The 15257-nt window shown below is 61.3% G+C and carries 17 protein-coding genes; 10 read left to right on the plus strand and 7 right to left on the minus strand.

Going from position 1 to position 15257, the window contains the following annotated elements; translation table 11 throughout:
• Window positions 1-93: 93 nt before the first annotated feature.
• The 7 genes from CIC07_RS07405 to CIC07_RS25650 all read left to right on the plus strand — a co-directional run bounded on the left by CIC07_RS07405 (window position 94) and on the right by CIC07_RS25650 (window position 6398).
• Window positions 94-1140: a galactose ABC transporter substrate-binding protein gene (locus CIC07_RS07405; protein ID WP_076358418.1), complete on the plus strand. Its 1047-nt coding sequence runs from the start codon at window positions 94-96 to the stop codon at window positions 1138-1140.
• Window positions 1141-1374: 234 nt separating this feature from the next.
• Complete coding sequence (locus CIC07_RS07410) at window positions 1375-2886, plus strand: sugar ABC transporter ATP-binding protein (RefSeq protein WP_076358417.1); 1512 nt, start codon at window positions 1375-1377, stop codon at window positions 2884-2886.
• Between the two features lie 31 nt (window positions 2887-2917).
• Window positions 2918-3961, plus strand: a complete 1044-nt coding sequence (mglC, locus tag CIC07_RS07415) for a galactose/methyl galactoside ABC transporter permease MglC (protein WP_076358556.1) — start codon at window positions 2918-2920, stop codon at window positions 3959-3961.
• Between the two features lie 343 nt (window positions 3962-4304).
• Entirely contained in the window at window positions 4305-5219 is a 915-nt protein-coding gene (locus tag CIC07_RS07420; protein ID WP_076358416.1) for an amidoligase family protein, read from the plus strand.
• Window positions 5220-5239: 20 nt separating this feature from the next.
• Window positions 5240-5575, plus strand: a complete 336-nt coding sequence (locus CIC07_RS07425) for a hypothetical protein (RefSeq protein ID WP_157742042.1) — start codon at window positions 5240-5242, stop codon at window positions 5573-5575.
• A gap of 67 nt (window positions 5576-5642) precedes the next feature.
• A complete protein-coding gene (locus CIC07_RS07430) occupies window positions 5643-6245 on the plus strand; it encodes a hypothetical protein (protein ID WP_076358415.1) in 603 nt (200 codons plus the stop codon).
• Between the two features lie 27 nt (window positions 6246-6272).
• The gene (locus tag CIC07_RS25650; RefSeq protein WP_268802144.1) at window positions 6273-6398 is read left to right on the plus strand and encodes a hypothetical protein; all 126 of its coding nucleotides are present in this window, start codon (window positions 6273-6275) and stop codon (window positions 6396-6398) included.
• 133 nt (window positions 6399-6531) lie between these two features.
• Here the strand turns inward: CIC07_RS25650 and CIC07_RS07435 are convergent, their stop codons facing one another.
• On the minus strand, window positions 6532-6834 hold the full coding sequence (locus tag CIC07_RS07435; RefSeq protein ID WP_076358414.1) for a hypothetical protein: 303 nt from the start codon (window positions 6832-6834) through the stop codon (window positions 6532-6534).
• A gap of 193 nt (window positions 6835-7027) precedes the next feature.
• On the opposite strand from CIC07_RS07435, the gene CIC07_RS07440 reads away from it, so the two are divergent.
• On the plus strand, window positions 7028-7180 hold the full coding sequence (locus tag CIC07_RS07440) for a hypothetical protein (RefSeq protein WP_157742044.1): 153 nt from the start codon (window positions 7028-7030) through the stop codon (window positions 7178-7180).
• A gap of 65 nt (window positions 7181-7245) precedes the next feature.
• Entirely contained in the window at window positions 7246-8481 is a 1236-nt protein-coding gene (locus CIC07_RS07445) for a vWA domain-containing protein (RefSeq protein WP_157742046.1), read from the plus strand.
• On the opposite strand, the gene CIC07_RS07450 is transcribed toward CIC07_RS07445, so the two are convergent.
• The 6 genes from CIC07_RS07450 to CIC07_RS25655 form a co-directional block, all read right to left on the minus strand.
• Window positions 8462-9304 (minus strand): ATP-binding cassette domain-containing protein, encoded by an 843-nt coding sequence (locus tag CIC07_RS07450; RefSeq protein ID WP_076358412.1) that lies wholly within the window; start codon window positions 9302-9304, stop codon window positions 8462-8464. The genes CIC07_RS07445 and CIC07_RS07450 overlap by 20 nt on opposite strands.
• An 18-nt stretch (window positions 9305-9322) precedes the next feature.
• Window positions 9323-10168 (minus strand): hypothetical protein, encoded by an 846-nt coding sequence (locus CIC07_RS07455; protein WP_076358411.1) that lies wholly within the window; start codon window positions 10166-10168, stop codon window positions 9323-9325.
• Window positions 10152-10739 carry an RNA polymerase sigma factor gene (locus CIC07_RS07460; RefSeq protein ID WP_083688442.1) on the minus strand — a complete coding sequence of 196 codons (588 nt, stop codon included), beginning with the start codon at window positions 10737-10739 and terminating at the stop codon, window positions 10152-10154. The genes CIC07_RS07455 and CIC07_RS07460 overlap by 17 nt, the downstream gene beginning before the upstream one ends.
• Before the next feature lie 3 nt (window positions 10740-10742).
• Complete coding sequence (locus CIC07_RS07465; protein WP_076358410.1) at window positions 10743-13007, minus strand: hypothetical protein; 2265 nt, start codon at window positions 13005-13007, stop codon at window positions 10743-10745.
• Window positions 12998-13879, minus strand: a complete 882-nt coding sequence (locus tag CIC07_RS07470; RefSeq protein ID WP_076358409.1) for an ATP-binding cassette domain-containing protein — start codon at window positions 13877-13879, stop codon at window positions 12998-13000. Before CIC07_RS07470 ends, CIC07_RS07465 begins: the two co-directional genes overlap by 10 nt.
• Window positions 13880-14042: 163 nt before the next feature.
• Window positions 14043-14168 carry a hypothetical protein gene (locus tag CIC07_RS25655; protein ID WP_268802145.1) on the minus strand — a complete coding sequence of 42 codons (126 nt, stop codon included), beginning with the start codon at window positions 14166-14168 and terminating at the stop codon, window positions 14043-14045.
• Window positions 14169-14463: 295 nt separating this feature from the next.
• Here CIC07_RS25655 and pxpB point away from each other — a divergent pair, with 295 nt between their 5' ends.
• Complete coding sequence (pxpB, locus tag CIC07_RS07475; RefSeq protein ID WP_157742048.1) at window positions 14464-15222, plus strand: 5-oxoprolinase subunit PxpB; 759 nt, start codon at window positions 14464-14466, stop codon at window positions 15220-15222.
• The last annotated feature ends 35 nt before the right edge of the window (window positions 15223-15257 follow it).

Here is a 15257-nt window from a genome sequence, read left to right on the forward strand (position 1 = left end):
ATAAAGAGGAGGACAGCGGCCGCAAGGCATTCCTGCGGGAGCGAAGCGGACGCGGGCCTCAATCAAGCTTATTCGAACCGGGAGGTCAAGGATATGAAAAAAAGAGCGACACTGGCCCTAGTGATGGCTGCGGTCATGGTCACGGCTGCGGGCTGCGGCTCGAACAGCAACAGCGGCAGCGACGCCGGAAGCGGCAACGGCGGCGGCGACAAGCCGAAAATCGGCGTGGCGATCTATAAGTTCGACGATACCTTCATGACCGGCGTCCGGAACGCGATGACGAACGCGGCCAAGGACAAGGCGGAGCTGGACATCGTGGACAGCCAGAATGCCCAGGCGACGCAGAACGATAAGGTGGATCTGTTCATTTCCAAGAAATACAAGGCGCTGGCGATCAATCCGGTCGACCGCACGGCTGCCGGAGTCATCATCGACAAGGCCAAGCCGGCCAACATTCCGGTCGTCTTCCTGAACCGGGAGCCGGTCGCCGAAGACATGAACAAATGGGATAAAGTCTACTACGTCGGCGCCAAAGCCGAGGAATCCGGCACGCTGGAAGGCCAGCTCATCGCCGACTACTGGAAAGCCCATCCGGAAGCGGACAAGAACAAGGACGGCATTCTGCAGTACGTCATGCTGCAGGGCGAGCCGGGGCATCAGGATGCCGAGCTGCGCACGAAGTACTCCATCCAGGCGATCGAGGACGCGGGCATCAAGGTCGAGAAGCTGGAGCAGGATACGGCGATGTGGGACCGCACCAAAGGCCAGGATAAGATGCAGACCTGGCTAGCGGCACGCGGCGACAAGATCGAAGCGGTTCTCGCGAACAATGACGACATGGCCTTGGGCGCGATCGAAGCCCTCAAGGCGGGCGGCTACTTCACGGGCAGCAAGTTCATGCCGGTCGTAGGCGTGGATGCGACGGCTCCGGCCATCCAGGCGCTGCAGGACGGCACCTTGCTCGGCACGGTGCTCAACGATGCCAAAAACCAAGGCGCGGCTACGGTTGCGCTGGCGACGGCATTGGCCAAAGGCGAGACGCCTACGAAGGACAACACGGGCTATGACATTACGGACGGCAAGTACGTCTGGATCGCCTACAAAAAGATCACGAAGGAAAATGTAGCCGACGCTCAGTAACTCCGCGTCTCCATGCAGGAAATAGAAACGCGAAGGGCTCGCGGCTTGAACAAGCGGAGCCCTTTTGCTCTCTTGACGGGAGGTTGTCCCGAACAGCCGATTTCGGCGAGGGCGATGCGGTTGTCCTCTGCCGTCTTGCCGACGGCGGAGCCGCTCGGCGCCGTTCCCGCCAGGCTGGCTGCGGCCGCTGCAGGCCCGCGCCAGAAACCAGAACGCAATCAAGGAGGTGCAGCGATGATCGGCTCGCCCTATTTGCTCGAAATGAGAGGCATATCCAAAGCTTTCCCCGGCGTGCAGGCGCTCGACAAGGTCAACCTCAAGGTTCGGCCCGGCACGGTGCATGCGCTGATGGGAGAGAACGGAGCCGGCAAATCCACCCTGATGAAATGCCTGTTCGGCATCTACAAGCCGGATGAAGGGGAAATTCTCCTCGGCGGCGAGAGGGTGGAGATCCCCAACTCCAAGGCTGCTCTCTCGCACGGAGTGTCCATGATCCACCAGGAGCTTCATCCCGTTCCCCATCGAGACGTCATGGAAAACATATGGCTGGGCCGTTTTCCGATGCACGGGTTTTTCTTCGTGGACCACAGCCGCATGCTGCGCGACACGAAAGAGCTGCTGCAGGATTTGAACCTGGACATCGATCCCCATGCATTGACCGGGTCGCTGTCCGTATCCAAGATCCAGTCGCTGGAAATCGCGAAAGCCGTCTCCTTCCATTCCAAGGTCATCGTCATGGACGAGCCGACCTCTTCCTTGACGGGCAACGAAGTCGAGCAGCTGTTCGAAATCATCAACAAGCTGAGGAGCCGCGGCGTTTCCATCATTTATATCTCGCATAAAATGGAGGAAATTTTGCGGATCTCGGATGAAGTCACCATCATGAGGGACGGCAAATACGTCGGCACCTGGGATGCCGGCGAACTGACGACGGATCTGATCATCAGCCGCATGGTCGGCCGCGATCTGAGCGAGCGGTTCCCGGAGCGGTCCAATACGCCTTCGTCGGTCATTCTGAAGGCGGAGGGGCTGACCTCCTCCAATCCGATGTCGTTCAAGGATGTAAGCTTCGAGCTGCGCCGGGGGGAAATCCTCGGAGTCGGAGGCCTGGTCGGCGCCCAGCGCACGGAGCTGATCGAAGCGCTGTTCGGCCTGCGGCATCTGAAGACGGGCACGATCTCCATCGACGGCAGGAAAGTGGCCATCAAATCGCCGGCCGACGCCAAGAAGCATAAAATCGCGCTCCTCACCGAAGAGCGCCGCACGACGGGCATTTTCCCGGTGCTATCCGTCTACGAGAACACGATTGTCGCCAACATGGGGCGCTACCGCAACGCCTTCGGCCTCATCGACGAGAAGAAGGGACGCAGGGAGGCGGCCGAGAATGTCGCCCGATTCCGTACGAAAACGCCGAACGTGGACACGCAGATCCGCAACCTGTCCGGCGGCAACCAGCAGAAGGTGCTGCTCGCCAGATGGCTGCTTACCGATCCGGATATCCTGCTGCTCGACGAGCCTACCCGCGGCATCGACGTCGGCGCCAAATTCGAAATCTACACGATCATCGCCGAGCTGGCGAAGCAAGGCCGAAGCATCATCATGATTTCCTCGGAGATGCCGGAGCTGCTCGGAATGTCGGACCGGATCATGGTCATGAGCGAGGGCCGGATGACCGGCATCCTCGAAGGCCGCAAGGCAACGGAGCAGGAAATCATGCGCCTCGCCGCGCAGCAGCGGATGGCTTAGCAGAAAGGAATGAAAGATGATGAGCACGCAAATGAATACTCCGGCCAAGAAACCGGCCGGTCGGGCCGTCCTTGACTACCTGAAATATCTCGTCACGCAGCGAGCGATCTTCCTCGTCCTGATCCTGCTGGTCGTGGCCATCGCGATCATGGATCCGAATTTCCTCGCCTACTCGACATTGCGGGACATTCTTCAGCAGAATTCCACCCGGGCGATCATCGCCCTTGGAGCCGGCTTCATCCTCATTACAGGCGGCACCGACTTGTCGGCGGGACGGGTCGTCGGTCTGACGGCGGTCGTCTCGGCTTCCATGCTGCAGATGGACAAATACGCGAGCAAGTTCTATCCGAACCTGCATGAAATATGGGTCGGCTGGCCGATTCTCGTCGGCATCCTGGCCGGCGTGCTCGTCGGCTGCGTCAACGGCTTCATCATCGCCAAGCTGAAGGTGCCGCCGTTCATCGCAACCCTCGGCACCATGGTGGCGGTGTATGGACTCAACTCGCTGTATTTCGACAGCGACCCGAACCATTCGCAGCCAATCGCCGGCTTGCGGGATGACTTCAAGAAATTAGGCTCCGGTTATATCGACTTCGGAGGCGGCTACACGCTGCCGTACATTGTCCTGATCGCCATCGGAATCGGCGTCATCTGCTGGATTCTGTTCAACAAAACCCGGCTGGGCAAAAACATGTACGCCATTGGCGGCAATGTCCAAGCCGCGCATGTATCGGGCATCAACGTTGCCCGAAACCTGATTTTCATTTATGCGATCGCCGGCGCGCTTTATGGCGTAGGCGGCGTCCTTGAGGCGGCCCGCACCGGCGGAGCGACGAACAACACCGGCAACATGTACGAGCTGGACGCCATCGCGGCCTGCGTCGTCGGCGGCGTATCGACGGCCGGCGGCATCGGCACCGTGCCGGGCATCATGGCCGGCGTCCTCATCTTCGGCGTCATCAACTACGGCCTCACGTTCATCGGCGTCAGTCCGTACTGGCAGCTGATCATCAAAGGGCTTATCATCGTTGCGGCGGTCGCTTTCGACATCCGCAAATATGTAGCGAAACGCTGATCGAAGTTCGAGCATGGAGAACATGGAGAACATGGAGAACATGGAAACGGCAGCCCTCGGCTGCCGTTTTTGCATATGGAGATGAGCAAGGACTCGACTCTTGCAGAGCAGGCTCGCTCGAAAACACGATAGCCAAGATGGGCGCTCCGAATGGTATAATAAGGGAAAAGGGGATCGCGACTTCATAAAAAGCTGGAAATTTCGATAAAAATGATAGACGGCTTCTGCATCCCGTCAGGAGGAATGATCGATGACCAGAGACAAGATCCCTCGTTAATCTCGAGGCCCGCCTACTTTTTTGGTTCTCTTTTCTGCCGGAGGGACAAAAAAGGAGGAGCATAGGATGAGAGACAACGAAATCGTACAATGGAAGGATTTGCGCTTCGGAATCGAAATCGAATTTGTTGGAGGCAGGCCGCAGGAGCTGGAGCTGCTTCCGGGCTGGATCATGTCGCTGGACGAGAAGCAGATCGACGAGACGGGCATGAAGTCGGGCAGCGAGCTGAAGCCGCCGCCGCTGCGCTGGGAGGACCGCGGCCAGATCCGCATCATGCTGGATCGGCTGGCCGGTCAAGGCGCCGCCGCGAACTGGAGCTGCGGACTCCATGTGCATGTGGAGCTGGCCGCATACGGAGAGAGCATCCTGCTGCCTCTTCTTGAAGCGGCGCTTCGATCCCAGGACGCGCTTGCCGGGCTGCTTGGGTCGAGCCCGCATCGCAGGCTGTACTGCCCTCCCGTCACGGAAGAGATGGCCGAAGCTTTCCGTTCCAGCCATGACCCGCTTGCCGTCAGGCATTTCGGCAGGCCGCAGTCGCATCGATGCGGGATTAATATCCGGCCCTGGTTCGACATCGGCACAGCCGAGATCCGTTATGCCAACGGCTCTCTTGATTATGGGGAGATCATGCGTGCGGTGGAGCTCTGCCTGCGTTTCGTCGCAGCCGTAGGAGCCGGAGCCGCTCTGCCGGATAGTCCCGGGGAGCTGGCAGCCGCGCTGAACGCGCCGAATGGCGGATATCCTCCCCCTGTCGATCCACCGCGTTGGTTCAAGGAACGAATGTGGCTGGAGGAAGCCATGATTTCCGTATTCACGCCTTTGATCGCCATGCTGGCGCCAAATGCGGAGCTTCACCACATCCTTCCCGTACCGGGCGGACTGAGGACGGTCATTGAATTTCCGGGAGGAGAGCAATGGGAATATGATTGGCGCCCCACTGCTTCAGGATGGGAAAGATTCCATCCAAATGATAGAATCTGAATCCAATAGATTTAAATAAAATGGATTCAATTCGAGAATGTAGAAGCATAGCAGCATGGGAGGGACGGAAGATCAAGGCTCGTCATCTGGGGTATATATTCATCATCCTGCTGTTGACGTCGGCTTTTACCGTACCGTCGGATGATGATTATCATCGTTACTTGAGCCAGGAGCATGGAGTCAAATGCCTGGTGTATGATCCGGAGTGCCTGCCGGGCTCAAAAAAATCCAGCTCGGAGCAGATCGGCAACTACATTGCGTATATGCAAGCGCGGACGCAGCTCGAAGACGGCGGCGAAATCAGCGTTGTAGGCATTTTCGGCCATTTCTTCGTTCTTGAGAACAATTTGGATTAGATCGATGGAGCAACCGCTTCCCGCTTATGCGGGGATGGCTTCCATTACAGAGAAGGAGCGATTGAATATGGAGATCGGCAAGTTGAAGGCACAGCTGGCGTCGACATGGAAAGAGCTGCGCGGCCAGCGAAGCCGGCTCCGGCTGGCTCCGGACGGAGCCGAAGCCAGCGGCGAGCTGGAGAGCCTGCTCGACCGCGCCGAGGCGGAGCTGCTCGAACCGGAGGCTGCGGAGACAGGCGGAGAGGAACGGCTCCGCCTGCTGGCGCTTGTGTCCGGCCTGCATCTATGGAACGGCAGCCTGGACCGTTCCCATGAGCTTGCGCAGAATCTGGATACAGCCGAAGGAAGCTATCTGCACGGGATGATGCACCGGATGGAAGGGGATTACGGCAACGCGAATTATTGGTTTCGCGTTGCCGGAGGCCATCCGGACTCGCAGAGGCTGCAGGCGGAGGCAGTCAAGCTGGCTGGCGGAGGCGGCATCGCGGATGAAGCGCTTGTCCGCAAGCTGAAGAGGGGCCCGGAATGGAATGCGGCCCTGTTGACGGATTTATCGGCGGCTTCGGCGCTGACCGGCCACGCCAGTCCCGAGACGCAGGCTCTGGAGGAGCTTCAAGCGCTGGAGCTGTCGGCTTTGCTGGACCGTCTGGCCGGCATCGGGAGCAGGTAAGGCATTAGCCTGTATGGAGGAAAGGATATGTATTCGACTGGGCAAAACATCTATACGGTATTCATACTGATCCTATTGTATTGGCCGGTCTATAAGCTGACCCGAAGAGTGAGGGAGCTGGAGGACAAGGTCAGCGAGCTGGAACAGCGCTGAACACGATTCTTAATCCCTGCCTCCCTGGATTCTCGTATTTAGGATAATCCGAAGCGACGATCCGCACGGATACGCCGTTGCATTTAGTTCAGCAGGGCAGGCATTGAAGAATATCTCGCCTATCCCATGAATCCTACAGTCCTCGAAGCTCACCATCCCCGCGCAGAGCGGCGGCTTGGTGGGCTTTGTTGGCATGGAAATAGGCCGTGCCCCGGAGTGTCCTGCCATCGCCCGTCCATGCGGTCAGGCTGATTTGGATATCGGCGGCTGTATAGAAATAGTCCAGCAGCTCCTCGTCCCGGATTCCGTTCACATCGACATACCAAAGGCGGGATCCAGCCTCCGTCACGACGATCAAGTCAGCCGACTCCATGTTCAGGCGGCGTGTCCACTCCCCATGTTCAATCTCAAGCGACAGCAGTCGGTAGGTTTCCATAACGCGTTCTCTCCTAGGAATGGATTCAGGTTCAGGCTTGCTTCTTCAAGAATGGATCCGCGATCCGATCTGTTTCCGATTGTAAGGACGGACCGTCCGCATTGCAACCTTTTGGCTGCCCGGGGCGTCTGGACGAAAACAGCGGATATGGATGGCGAATCCAATTGTTTGCTGAGCTTCGGGGGGATTCACGATGCGGCTGAAGAGAGAAAAAAGCGCGAAAGGCAGCATGGCGGCAGGGCTTGCCGTCCTGATCCTGCTGGCCGGATGCTCTGCGGAGGCCGGCAGGAACGGGGCGGGATATCCGCAGATACCGGCTCCCATAGCCGTGCGCCTGCGGCAGTAAGCGGTGATGCAGCCTCTCAGGCAATGGTCTCTTCAGCCGAAGAGGGAGCCATGGACAACGAGCCTTTGACGAAATCTAAAGTTTCCAAGGACATAAGCATCGCTCAGTCGGAGATGGGCGAAAGCCTTCCGGCAGAGAACAAAAAAAGCAATCCCGAGCCTCAGCCGGGCATGCTGACAGCCGGCGAATGGAATGATCATGCGGCTTGGAGCAAGTGGAAGGACCTGAGCAGCGGCGGAGAAGGGAGCGGATACATCCGGCTCTGGGGATTCGATACCCGCTATCGGATGGTCGTCAGCGTCACACGGGACGGCTCGCCGGCCGTCGATGTTCCGGTCAGGCTCCAATGCGGACAGGATGACGGCTGGTCGGCCCGGACGGACAATAGGGGCCAAGCGTATCTGTTCGCTGCGCTGGCTTCTTCGGGAGACTTGATCGGGCGGGAGGGCTTCGGGGATGAGCCGGCCGTTCCGCAAGGCACAGGCGAACGGGAAGACAATGGCCAGTCCAATGGCGGCTTCTCGCCGGATGCTTCCTCCTGCCGGGTCGAGGCTGCTCCGGTTGGCGGCAGTCCGGCGTCCCGGACGCTGGAGCAATCGGACTGGAAAGCCGGGACGGCGGCGATCAGCCTGGACGGAAGCGGCACGCAGCCGTCCGAGGTGCTCGATCTCATGCTTATGGTCGATGCGACCGGCTCGATGGCCGACGAGCTGAAGTATTTGTCGGAAGAGCTGAGCAACGTCGTCCGTCAGGTGAAAAAGAAAAACGGGCAAACCCTCGAAATCAGGGTAAGCCCGAATTTTTACCGGGACCGGCATGATGAATACGTCGTGAGGCCGTTCCCGTTCACGACCGATATCGTCGAGGCTCAGGGACGCATCGCGGCCCAGGAAGCGGACGGCGGCCAGGACTACCCGGAGGCTGTGGACGCGGCGCTGGAGAATGCCGTCTCCGGCCACGATTGGAGCAAGAGCGCGAGGGCGCGCCTGCTACTGCTCGTGCTCGACGCTCCGCCGCATCGGGAGCAAGCGGCGGCGGAGCGAATCCGCCTGATGGCGGCCGAGGCGGCGAAGCAAGGCATCCGCATCATTCCGGTCGCCGCCAGCGGGGCGGATCTGGAGACGGAGATGCTCATGCGCACGCTTGCCGTCGCGACCGGAGGAACCTATGTGTTCCTGACGGACGACAGCGGCATCGGCGGCAGCCACAAGAAGCCGGAGGGCGTCACCTCGCAGATCATGCCGCTCAACGAGCTGCTTGCGGATCTGATCGGCCGTTACGTCAGCGCCTCGATCGGATGAAATACGCATCCTCCAGAGTCGGCTCCATGGGCTCGAACTCCGGTCCGGGGGATTCCGCGGACATGATGCGGACCCGGCGGAAATTCCCTTCGGGGCGTACCTGAAGCATCGATTCCGCAGGCAGCGAGGCATAGCGGGAGGCATCGACCGTGCCTTGCCAGACCGAGAGGGGAAGCCCACCGGTCCATTCGCGGGCGGAGCCGAGAAATCCCGGCTTGCCTTCATGAAGCCACAGCACGCGGGTAGCCCAGGCTTCCCATTCGTTCAGCTCATGCGAGGAGACGACGACCGTTCTCTTGCGGGCATACAAGGCAAGAAAACGAATGAAGCGCAGCCTCTCCAGCGAGTCCAGCGCATTGAGCGGCTCGTCCAGAAACAGATAATTCGGGGAGCCGATGACGGACTGGGCGAGCGCGATCCGCTGGCGGATGCCTTGCGGCAGCGTCTTGATGGCGCGGCGCCGGTAAGGCTCCAGCTGGAACTGGGCGATCACTTTGTCCGTCTCCGCCATTCCGGCTTCTCCCTTGAGCTCGGACAAATATTTGAGCAGACGCTCGGTTTTCATATCCTCGTACAGCTCCAGGCCGGTAGGCACATAGCCGATCGAAGCCCGGATGGAGGCAAGGTCCCTGTCCGGAGTCATCGTCCCGTAGCGGATGGAGCCCCGGTCGGGGAATTCGGCCGTCGCCAGCAGCTGGAGCAGGGAGGACTTGCCCGAACCGTTGGAGCCCGACAGCACGGTAATGCCCTCCTTCAGCACGAGACGCGGAACTTGAAGGACGAAGCTCCTCCTTTGCCAACGGATGCCGCTCAGTTCGATCATGGCGAAGTCACGGCCTCCCTATACGACCCTTTTGATGACGAGGCTGCGTCTGTAGGACAGCAGCGTCATGAGCGCTCCGGCTCCCAGGCAGCTCCAGTAGATGGCGTTGCGGATGACATCCGGAGCCGCTTCGCCGGAGACGGGGGAGCGCAGCACATACTCCATCACATTCCAAGCCATCCAGAACACCGATCCCATGACAAACGCCATCTTGACGCCTGCGCGCAGCATGACGTAGGAAGCTCCTCCCGCGATGAGCAGAATCAGAGACATCCATTGCAGCATGAACGGAAGGACGGGAAAGCTGTCCATTCTGGACGCCATGTACAGCGAGGCCGCGATTCCGAAGAGAACGTTCAATCCGCCGACGATCATGACTCTGGCCATGAGCAGCAGAGCCGGCGGGTAGGGAGTGATGCTCTCGACCGTGCGCATTTCCTTGTTCCAGCTGCGGAAGCTGTACAGCAGTCCGGAGAGGAACATCATCGGCAGGAACAGCGACAGCTTGCTGCTGATGTCCGCCAGGCCCGACCAGCCTTCCTCTTCCATGCCTGCCGGGAGCACATACAGCAGCATCAGGAATACGCCGAGGCTCGCCAGCCAGTATGCCCTCGAGTAGGCGCTCAGCTGCGTGCGAAGCAGCTTGGCCAGAGACGGGCGCTTATGCGCCGAGGAGGCTTCCGACCGCCAATCGGCAGCGGAGCCTCCGCCGAGCGCCGGCTTCAGCCCGTCGAAGGCCGGCTGCAGCGCCGCGAGCAGGCGGGTCGTCTCCTGGGCCGTCACGGGACGGACCGTCAGGGAAGACAGAGGCTCCCGCATTTCCTTCTCCAGCTCCATCCATTCCTTGTCATTCGGCAATTCCATCTTGCTTCCCTCCCTCTGCGCGCACCCGCGCGTTCTTGTCGCCCGCCAGCCTTGTCTTCAGCCTGCGAAGCGCTTTGTACAAATGGGTCTTGACCGATCCGAGCGGCAATTGAAGCACGTCGGCAATATCCTGCAGCTTCAAATCCTGATAAAAGCGCAGCATGACGACCTCCCGCTGCACCTGCGGCAGCTCCTCGAGCGATTGGCTGATCTCGCGGCGCGTTTCCTGCCGTTCGGCCAGCTCCACGACCGAAGGCCGCTCGTCCTTGCGTTCCGGAGGCTCTCCGAAACGGTTGCGGTCGGTCTGGTATGCGGAGCTCTTCCAATAGTCGCGGCATTGGTTCATCGCCACCCGATACAGCCAGGCTTGCACATTCTCGGGATTTCTCCGGTCCTTGAGCTGCCGGATCAGCTTGAGAAACGTTTCCTGCACGACATCCTCCGCCCTCCCGGGATCCTTCAGCTGCCGCTGCAGGAACCCGGACAAAGGGGCGTGGTAGCGGTGCACCAAAGCTTCGAAACAGGCCTGGTCTCCGTCCATCATTCCCTGAACCAGCTCTTCGTCCGTCACGGTTCATTCCTCCTTGCCGGCGTGATCGATTATGGTCGGCAGGGTGTCCTCCGGCATGAGCCGGTTCCATTCCTGCATGAATTCCTTCAATGTAATCCGGGGCGCGTACGATGCCGCGGAACGTTCTCCCGCCGGCGTCCGAGCCGGCTCGGGCAAGGCGAGTCCGCGTTCGCGGAGACGGGAGAGCGTCTCACGGATCAGCGAGGCATGGCCTCGTTCGTATGCGGCGTCGATCAGCTTGCGGATGGCTTCCCAGTAAGGCGTGCCGGCCGCTTCCAGGCGGTAGGCGGGAGCCGAGCCTCGTTCCCGGTTGTACAGATAAGCATAAGCGGTCCGGATCTCAAGCGCCATGGATTCCTTTTCCTGCGGGACGCTGCCGCGCTTGTCGCGCACGGGCTCCGCTCCGCGGCCCGTATCGCCGAAGAGGAGCAGGGAGCTCATCGCGTCCTCCGCATAGCTGTCGAGATTGCGATGCTCCGTCTCGGGGATGAAGAAGGTGTCGTTCTCCGCATACCAAGAGCGCGTCTTGATGGCGGATTCGGCGGGGGAGCCGATCAGATCCATCGGGAAGAAAAAGACTTGGCGCAGCGGCGTCAAGCTGCCGGCTGTCTCGGCCAAGCCTTCCCGCCTCTGGCGGAAGCGATCCAGGAACTTCTCCGCTTCCCGGATATTGCCGGGAGTCGTGACGATGGACAGCGCGGCTTCCGGATCCTGCACGACGGAGAAGCGGCCTCCGATGACGGTGACGCCGTCCCGGGCGCTTCCCTGGAACTGAAGCTCGCCGCCGATGTCGCTGCCGCCGGCTGGCGGAATCGTCGCGAACAGGGAGCTCCGGAAGCCCTCCATCGTCAGCTCGTAGGCAATCGGCTCGGCGAGCGAGGAGCCCGGCCGATCCATCAGGGAGCCGTCGGCATCCTTCGCAAGCAGGCTGTCGCCGCCGGGAAGCGGATACCATCCGATGCTTGCCGGCAGGTAGAGCCCGTCTCCCCGGGAGAAGGCGAGGAAGCTTTCGCTGCCGCTGCTGCCGATCAGCCATTCGTTCCAATCCCCTTCGTAGCCGACTTCCACGCTTTGAACGGACAGAGCCGGGTCAAGCAGGCTTTCGCGGATTCGGAGCTGGTCCCCGGCGCGCTCCCATGAGACGGGATTGCCGTTGATCCGGACCGACCGCACTGACATCGAAGGATACAGCAGAAGCGTCATTTCGCCCGGATGCTTGTATTGAAGCCTGCTTCGGCCGTCGGCCGCCGCGAGCCGGCCCCGGGGCGTCGGGACGGAGAGCTCCGCATCGGCCTCCACGCTTCCCCCTGCACGGCGCACGACATGAAGCTTCATGCTGTCCAGCTTGAACCGGTAGGCGTTCTGATCCTTCACCTGGCCGAGAGCGGGAGCGGCTGCTGCCAGCGATTCCATATGCTCCGTCCGATCGGACACAAGCGAGGCATAGGGAATGAAGGCGGCTCCGGCCGCAAGCAGCATGGCGATGGAGACGAGCCATGGCTTTCTTGGGCGAAGGGGCGGCTTGGCTCTGCCGAGCAAAGCGCTTGCCGCCGTCAGCAGGACCAGGGCGGAAAACACCATGAACGGGGCCAGGCGCCGAAGCTCGGGTCCTGCCAGCACGGACGACCATACCTCATGTCCGGCCAGATCGGAATCCAGCAGCGGCTGGAGGTAGAACGCCTTCAGCCATACCCACTGATATACCTTCACGACATAGGCTTGAAGGAACAGCGAGCCGAATACCCATGCGCAGAACGCGGCGGGAAGCGAGAACCGAAGCGGCAGCAGGGAACCGAGGAACAGCCCGAGGGCAAGCGATATTCCGTAGGACTGCACATACAGCAGGGCGAACCTTCCCATCTCCGATGCCATGGATCCGAGCGGCAAGCCGTGGCGGAGTCCCGAAGCGGCGTATGCCGCGTTGATCGCGGCGACATAGAGAGACATGTAGAGGAAGCCGCCGATCCACTTGGCGCACATCCAGCCCCATGCGCTGAGCGGAAGCCGGAACAGCCACTCGCCGGAAGGATGCAGCAGGTCTCTGCGGACGAGCAGCACGCCGAGCAGCAGCGGAATCGCGGTGGTCAGCGTCAGCAGCATCGCATGCGTGGAGGAGGCGTACAGATTGACGTCCTGCGACGACAGCGGATTGGGCGAATACGTATGCAGGAGCATCCATATGCCGGCTCCGAACGGAAGCAGCAGCGTCCAGCGCAGCAGCAGCAGAGACTTCAATTCCAATGCGGCTTGCCTGAGAATCACAGCCATGAGGCGTCCGCGTCCTCCTTGCTGCGGCTGACAAGCGCAAGATAGCCTTCCTCCAGCGTCGGCGCCACCCGCTCCGCGAACGGAGACGGAGGGCGGTCGCTGAGCGCCCTGCAGCGGATGCCTTCCTCGGTGCGTCTCGCGGACAACAGGCCTTCCAGCGGCATCCGGCGCCATTCCGTCTCGGATGCTTCCCAGGACCAGGTCCGGTCCTCCGCGAACCCGGCCAGCCCTTCCGTGCTTCCGTGATGCAGGAGCTTGCCCTCGCCGAGCACGATGACCTCGCGGCAGCTTGCCCCGATGTCGCCGAGGACATGGGTGGAGAGCAGCACGACCCGGGTCGCGGCCGCATCGGCCAGCACCCGTCTGAGCCGGATCCGCTCCTCGGGATCGAGACCCGCCGTCGGTTCGTCCACGATCAGCAGATCCTTAGAGCCGAGCAGCGCCTGGGCGACTCCCAGCCGCTTGATCATTCCGTACGAATAGGAGCGCGCCGGCTCGTCGGCTTCCTGGCGGAGGTTGACCTGCTCCAGCACCTCTTCCACCCGCCTCGTCCGCTCGGAGCGGCTGCCTCCCTGAAGAGAGGCGGCATGGGCGAGCCACCTGCGGGCGGAGAACTGAGGGAGCATCCGCACCGTCTGCGGCAAATAGCCGATCCTGTTTCCGTTGACCTTGAAATCGCGGACGGAGCTTCCTCCGAGCATCGCGTCGCCGGTCGTCGGCGGCAGCAGTCCCGCAAGCAGGCGCATCAGCGTGGACTTGCCGGCGCCATTCGGTCCGAGCAGGCCGTGCATGCCTTTGCCGAGCTCAAGGGACAGGGGGCGGAGAGCCCACCGGTCTTTATATTGTTTTCCAAGCGTATGGACGGAAAGCATAGTGTTGATCCTCCTGCGCAAATGACGACTGTCCGTGCCAAAAAGTTTCTTCTTTGTCCTCCATTATACCATTCCGCCGCCTGCCAGTGGGGAGGGAGCGGCCGGCCGGCGGTGAGAGGCCGTCTGCGGGCGCAGCGCGCCTGGCGGACCTTGCAGCCGCCAGTCATGCGAAGACGGCGGCGACCCCGATGCGGACGGGGATGGCATGCCGATGCCGGTTGGGGATGAGGATGGCATGGCGATGCCCGATGCCCCGATGCGGATCCCATGCCGATGATGATGCTGCCATGCCGATGATGCTGCCATGCCGGTGCTTATGGATTCGGCCGTCATTAAAGAAATACGGGGTGACCTATCCTGCCTTTGCAGGCACCCGGCCTCCGGCACACGCTCCCGCCCCGATGCCGGCGTGGACGAAGGTCATGTCCAGCATCTCTACGGGCGCCGGCCGTTCCGGATGAAGGATTTGGCCAGGACAACGATTAATATAGTCAGGAGAGGATGGGATGCGTCGAGGCATCCGGCGAGGATCGACATTGCAAGGGGAACGGAAGGATGGCCAGAAGCTGCGGGGAGGACAGAAAATGGATGAAAAACAGAAGAGGAGCCGAATCGGCAAGCGAAGTCCGGCTCCTTGCGCTTATAGGGTCGAGCCTGCGGGCGACCGCGCGATGATGATCAGCCTCGATCAGGCAGAACTGGCTGGAGCGCCGCTGCAGGACCGTCTGGCCGCCGCCGCCCGCTGGCTGGAGGAGGCGCGATGGAGCTGGCTGCTCGACGCCGTTCCTGCCTACGATACTCTGCTTGCCGTGTACGATCCCGTCCGGCTCATGAAAAGCATGAAGCCCGGCGCGGAATATCCGGGCACGGGCTTGCTTCTCCCTTATGAGCTTGCCGGCGAGATGATGAGGCAACGATTGGAGGCGCAGCCCTCGAGGGTGGATCAGGAGGAAGCCGCCGTCGTCCGGATTCCGGTCCGCTACGGCGGCGCAGCCGGTCCCGATCTGGAGGAGGCGGCGTTCCGCAGCGGCCTCGGGGCGGAGGAATTCATCCGTCTTCACTCCGCTCCTCTTTACCGGGTCGTCATGATCGGCTTCCTGCCGGGCTTCGCTTATTTGGACGGGCTGCCGCCGGAGCTGTCCCAGCCGCGCAGAAGCTCGCCCCGCCCGCTGGTGCCGGCAGGATCGGTCGGCATCGGCGGCGGGCAGACAGGCGTGTACCCGTCGGCATCTCCCGGCGGCTGGCGGCTGATCGGACGCACAGATGCCGAGCTTGCGGATTTTGGAAGGGAAAGGCCTTCGCTTCTGCAAGCGGGCGACCACGTGCGGTTCGTCCCGGAATAAGCTGCAGGCGCGGAGGCGGGCCATCCGCCTCGTTA

Source organism: Paenibacillus sp. RUD330, assembly GCF_002243345.2.
Lineage (GTDB): Bacteria > Bacillota > Bacilli > Paenibacillales > Paenibacillaceae > Paenibacillus_O.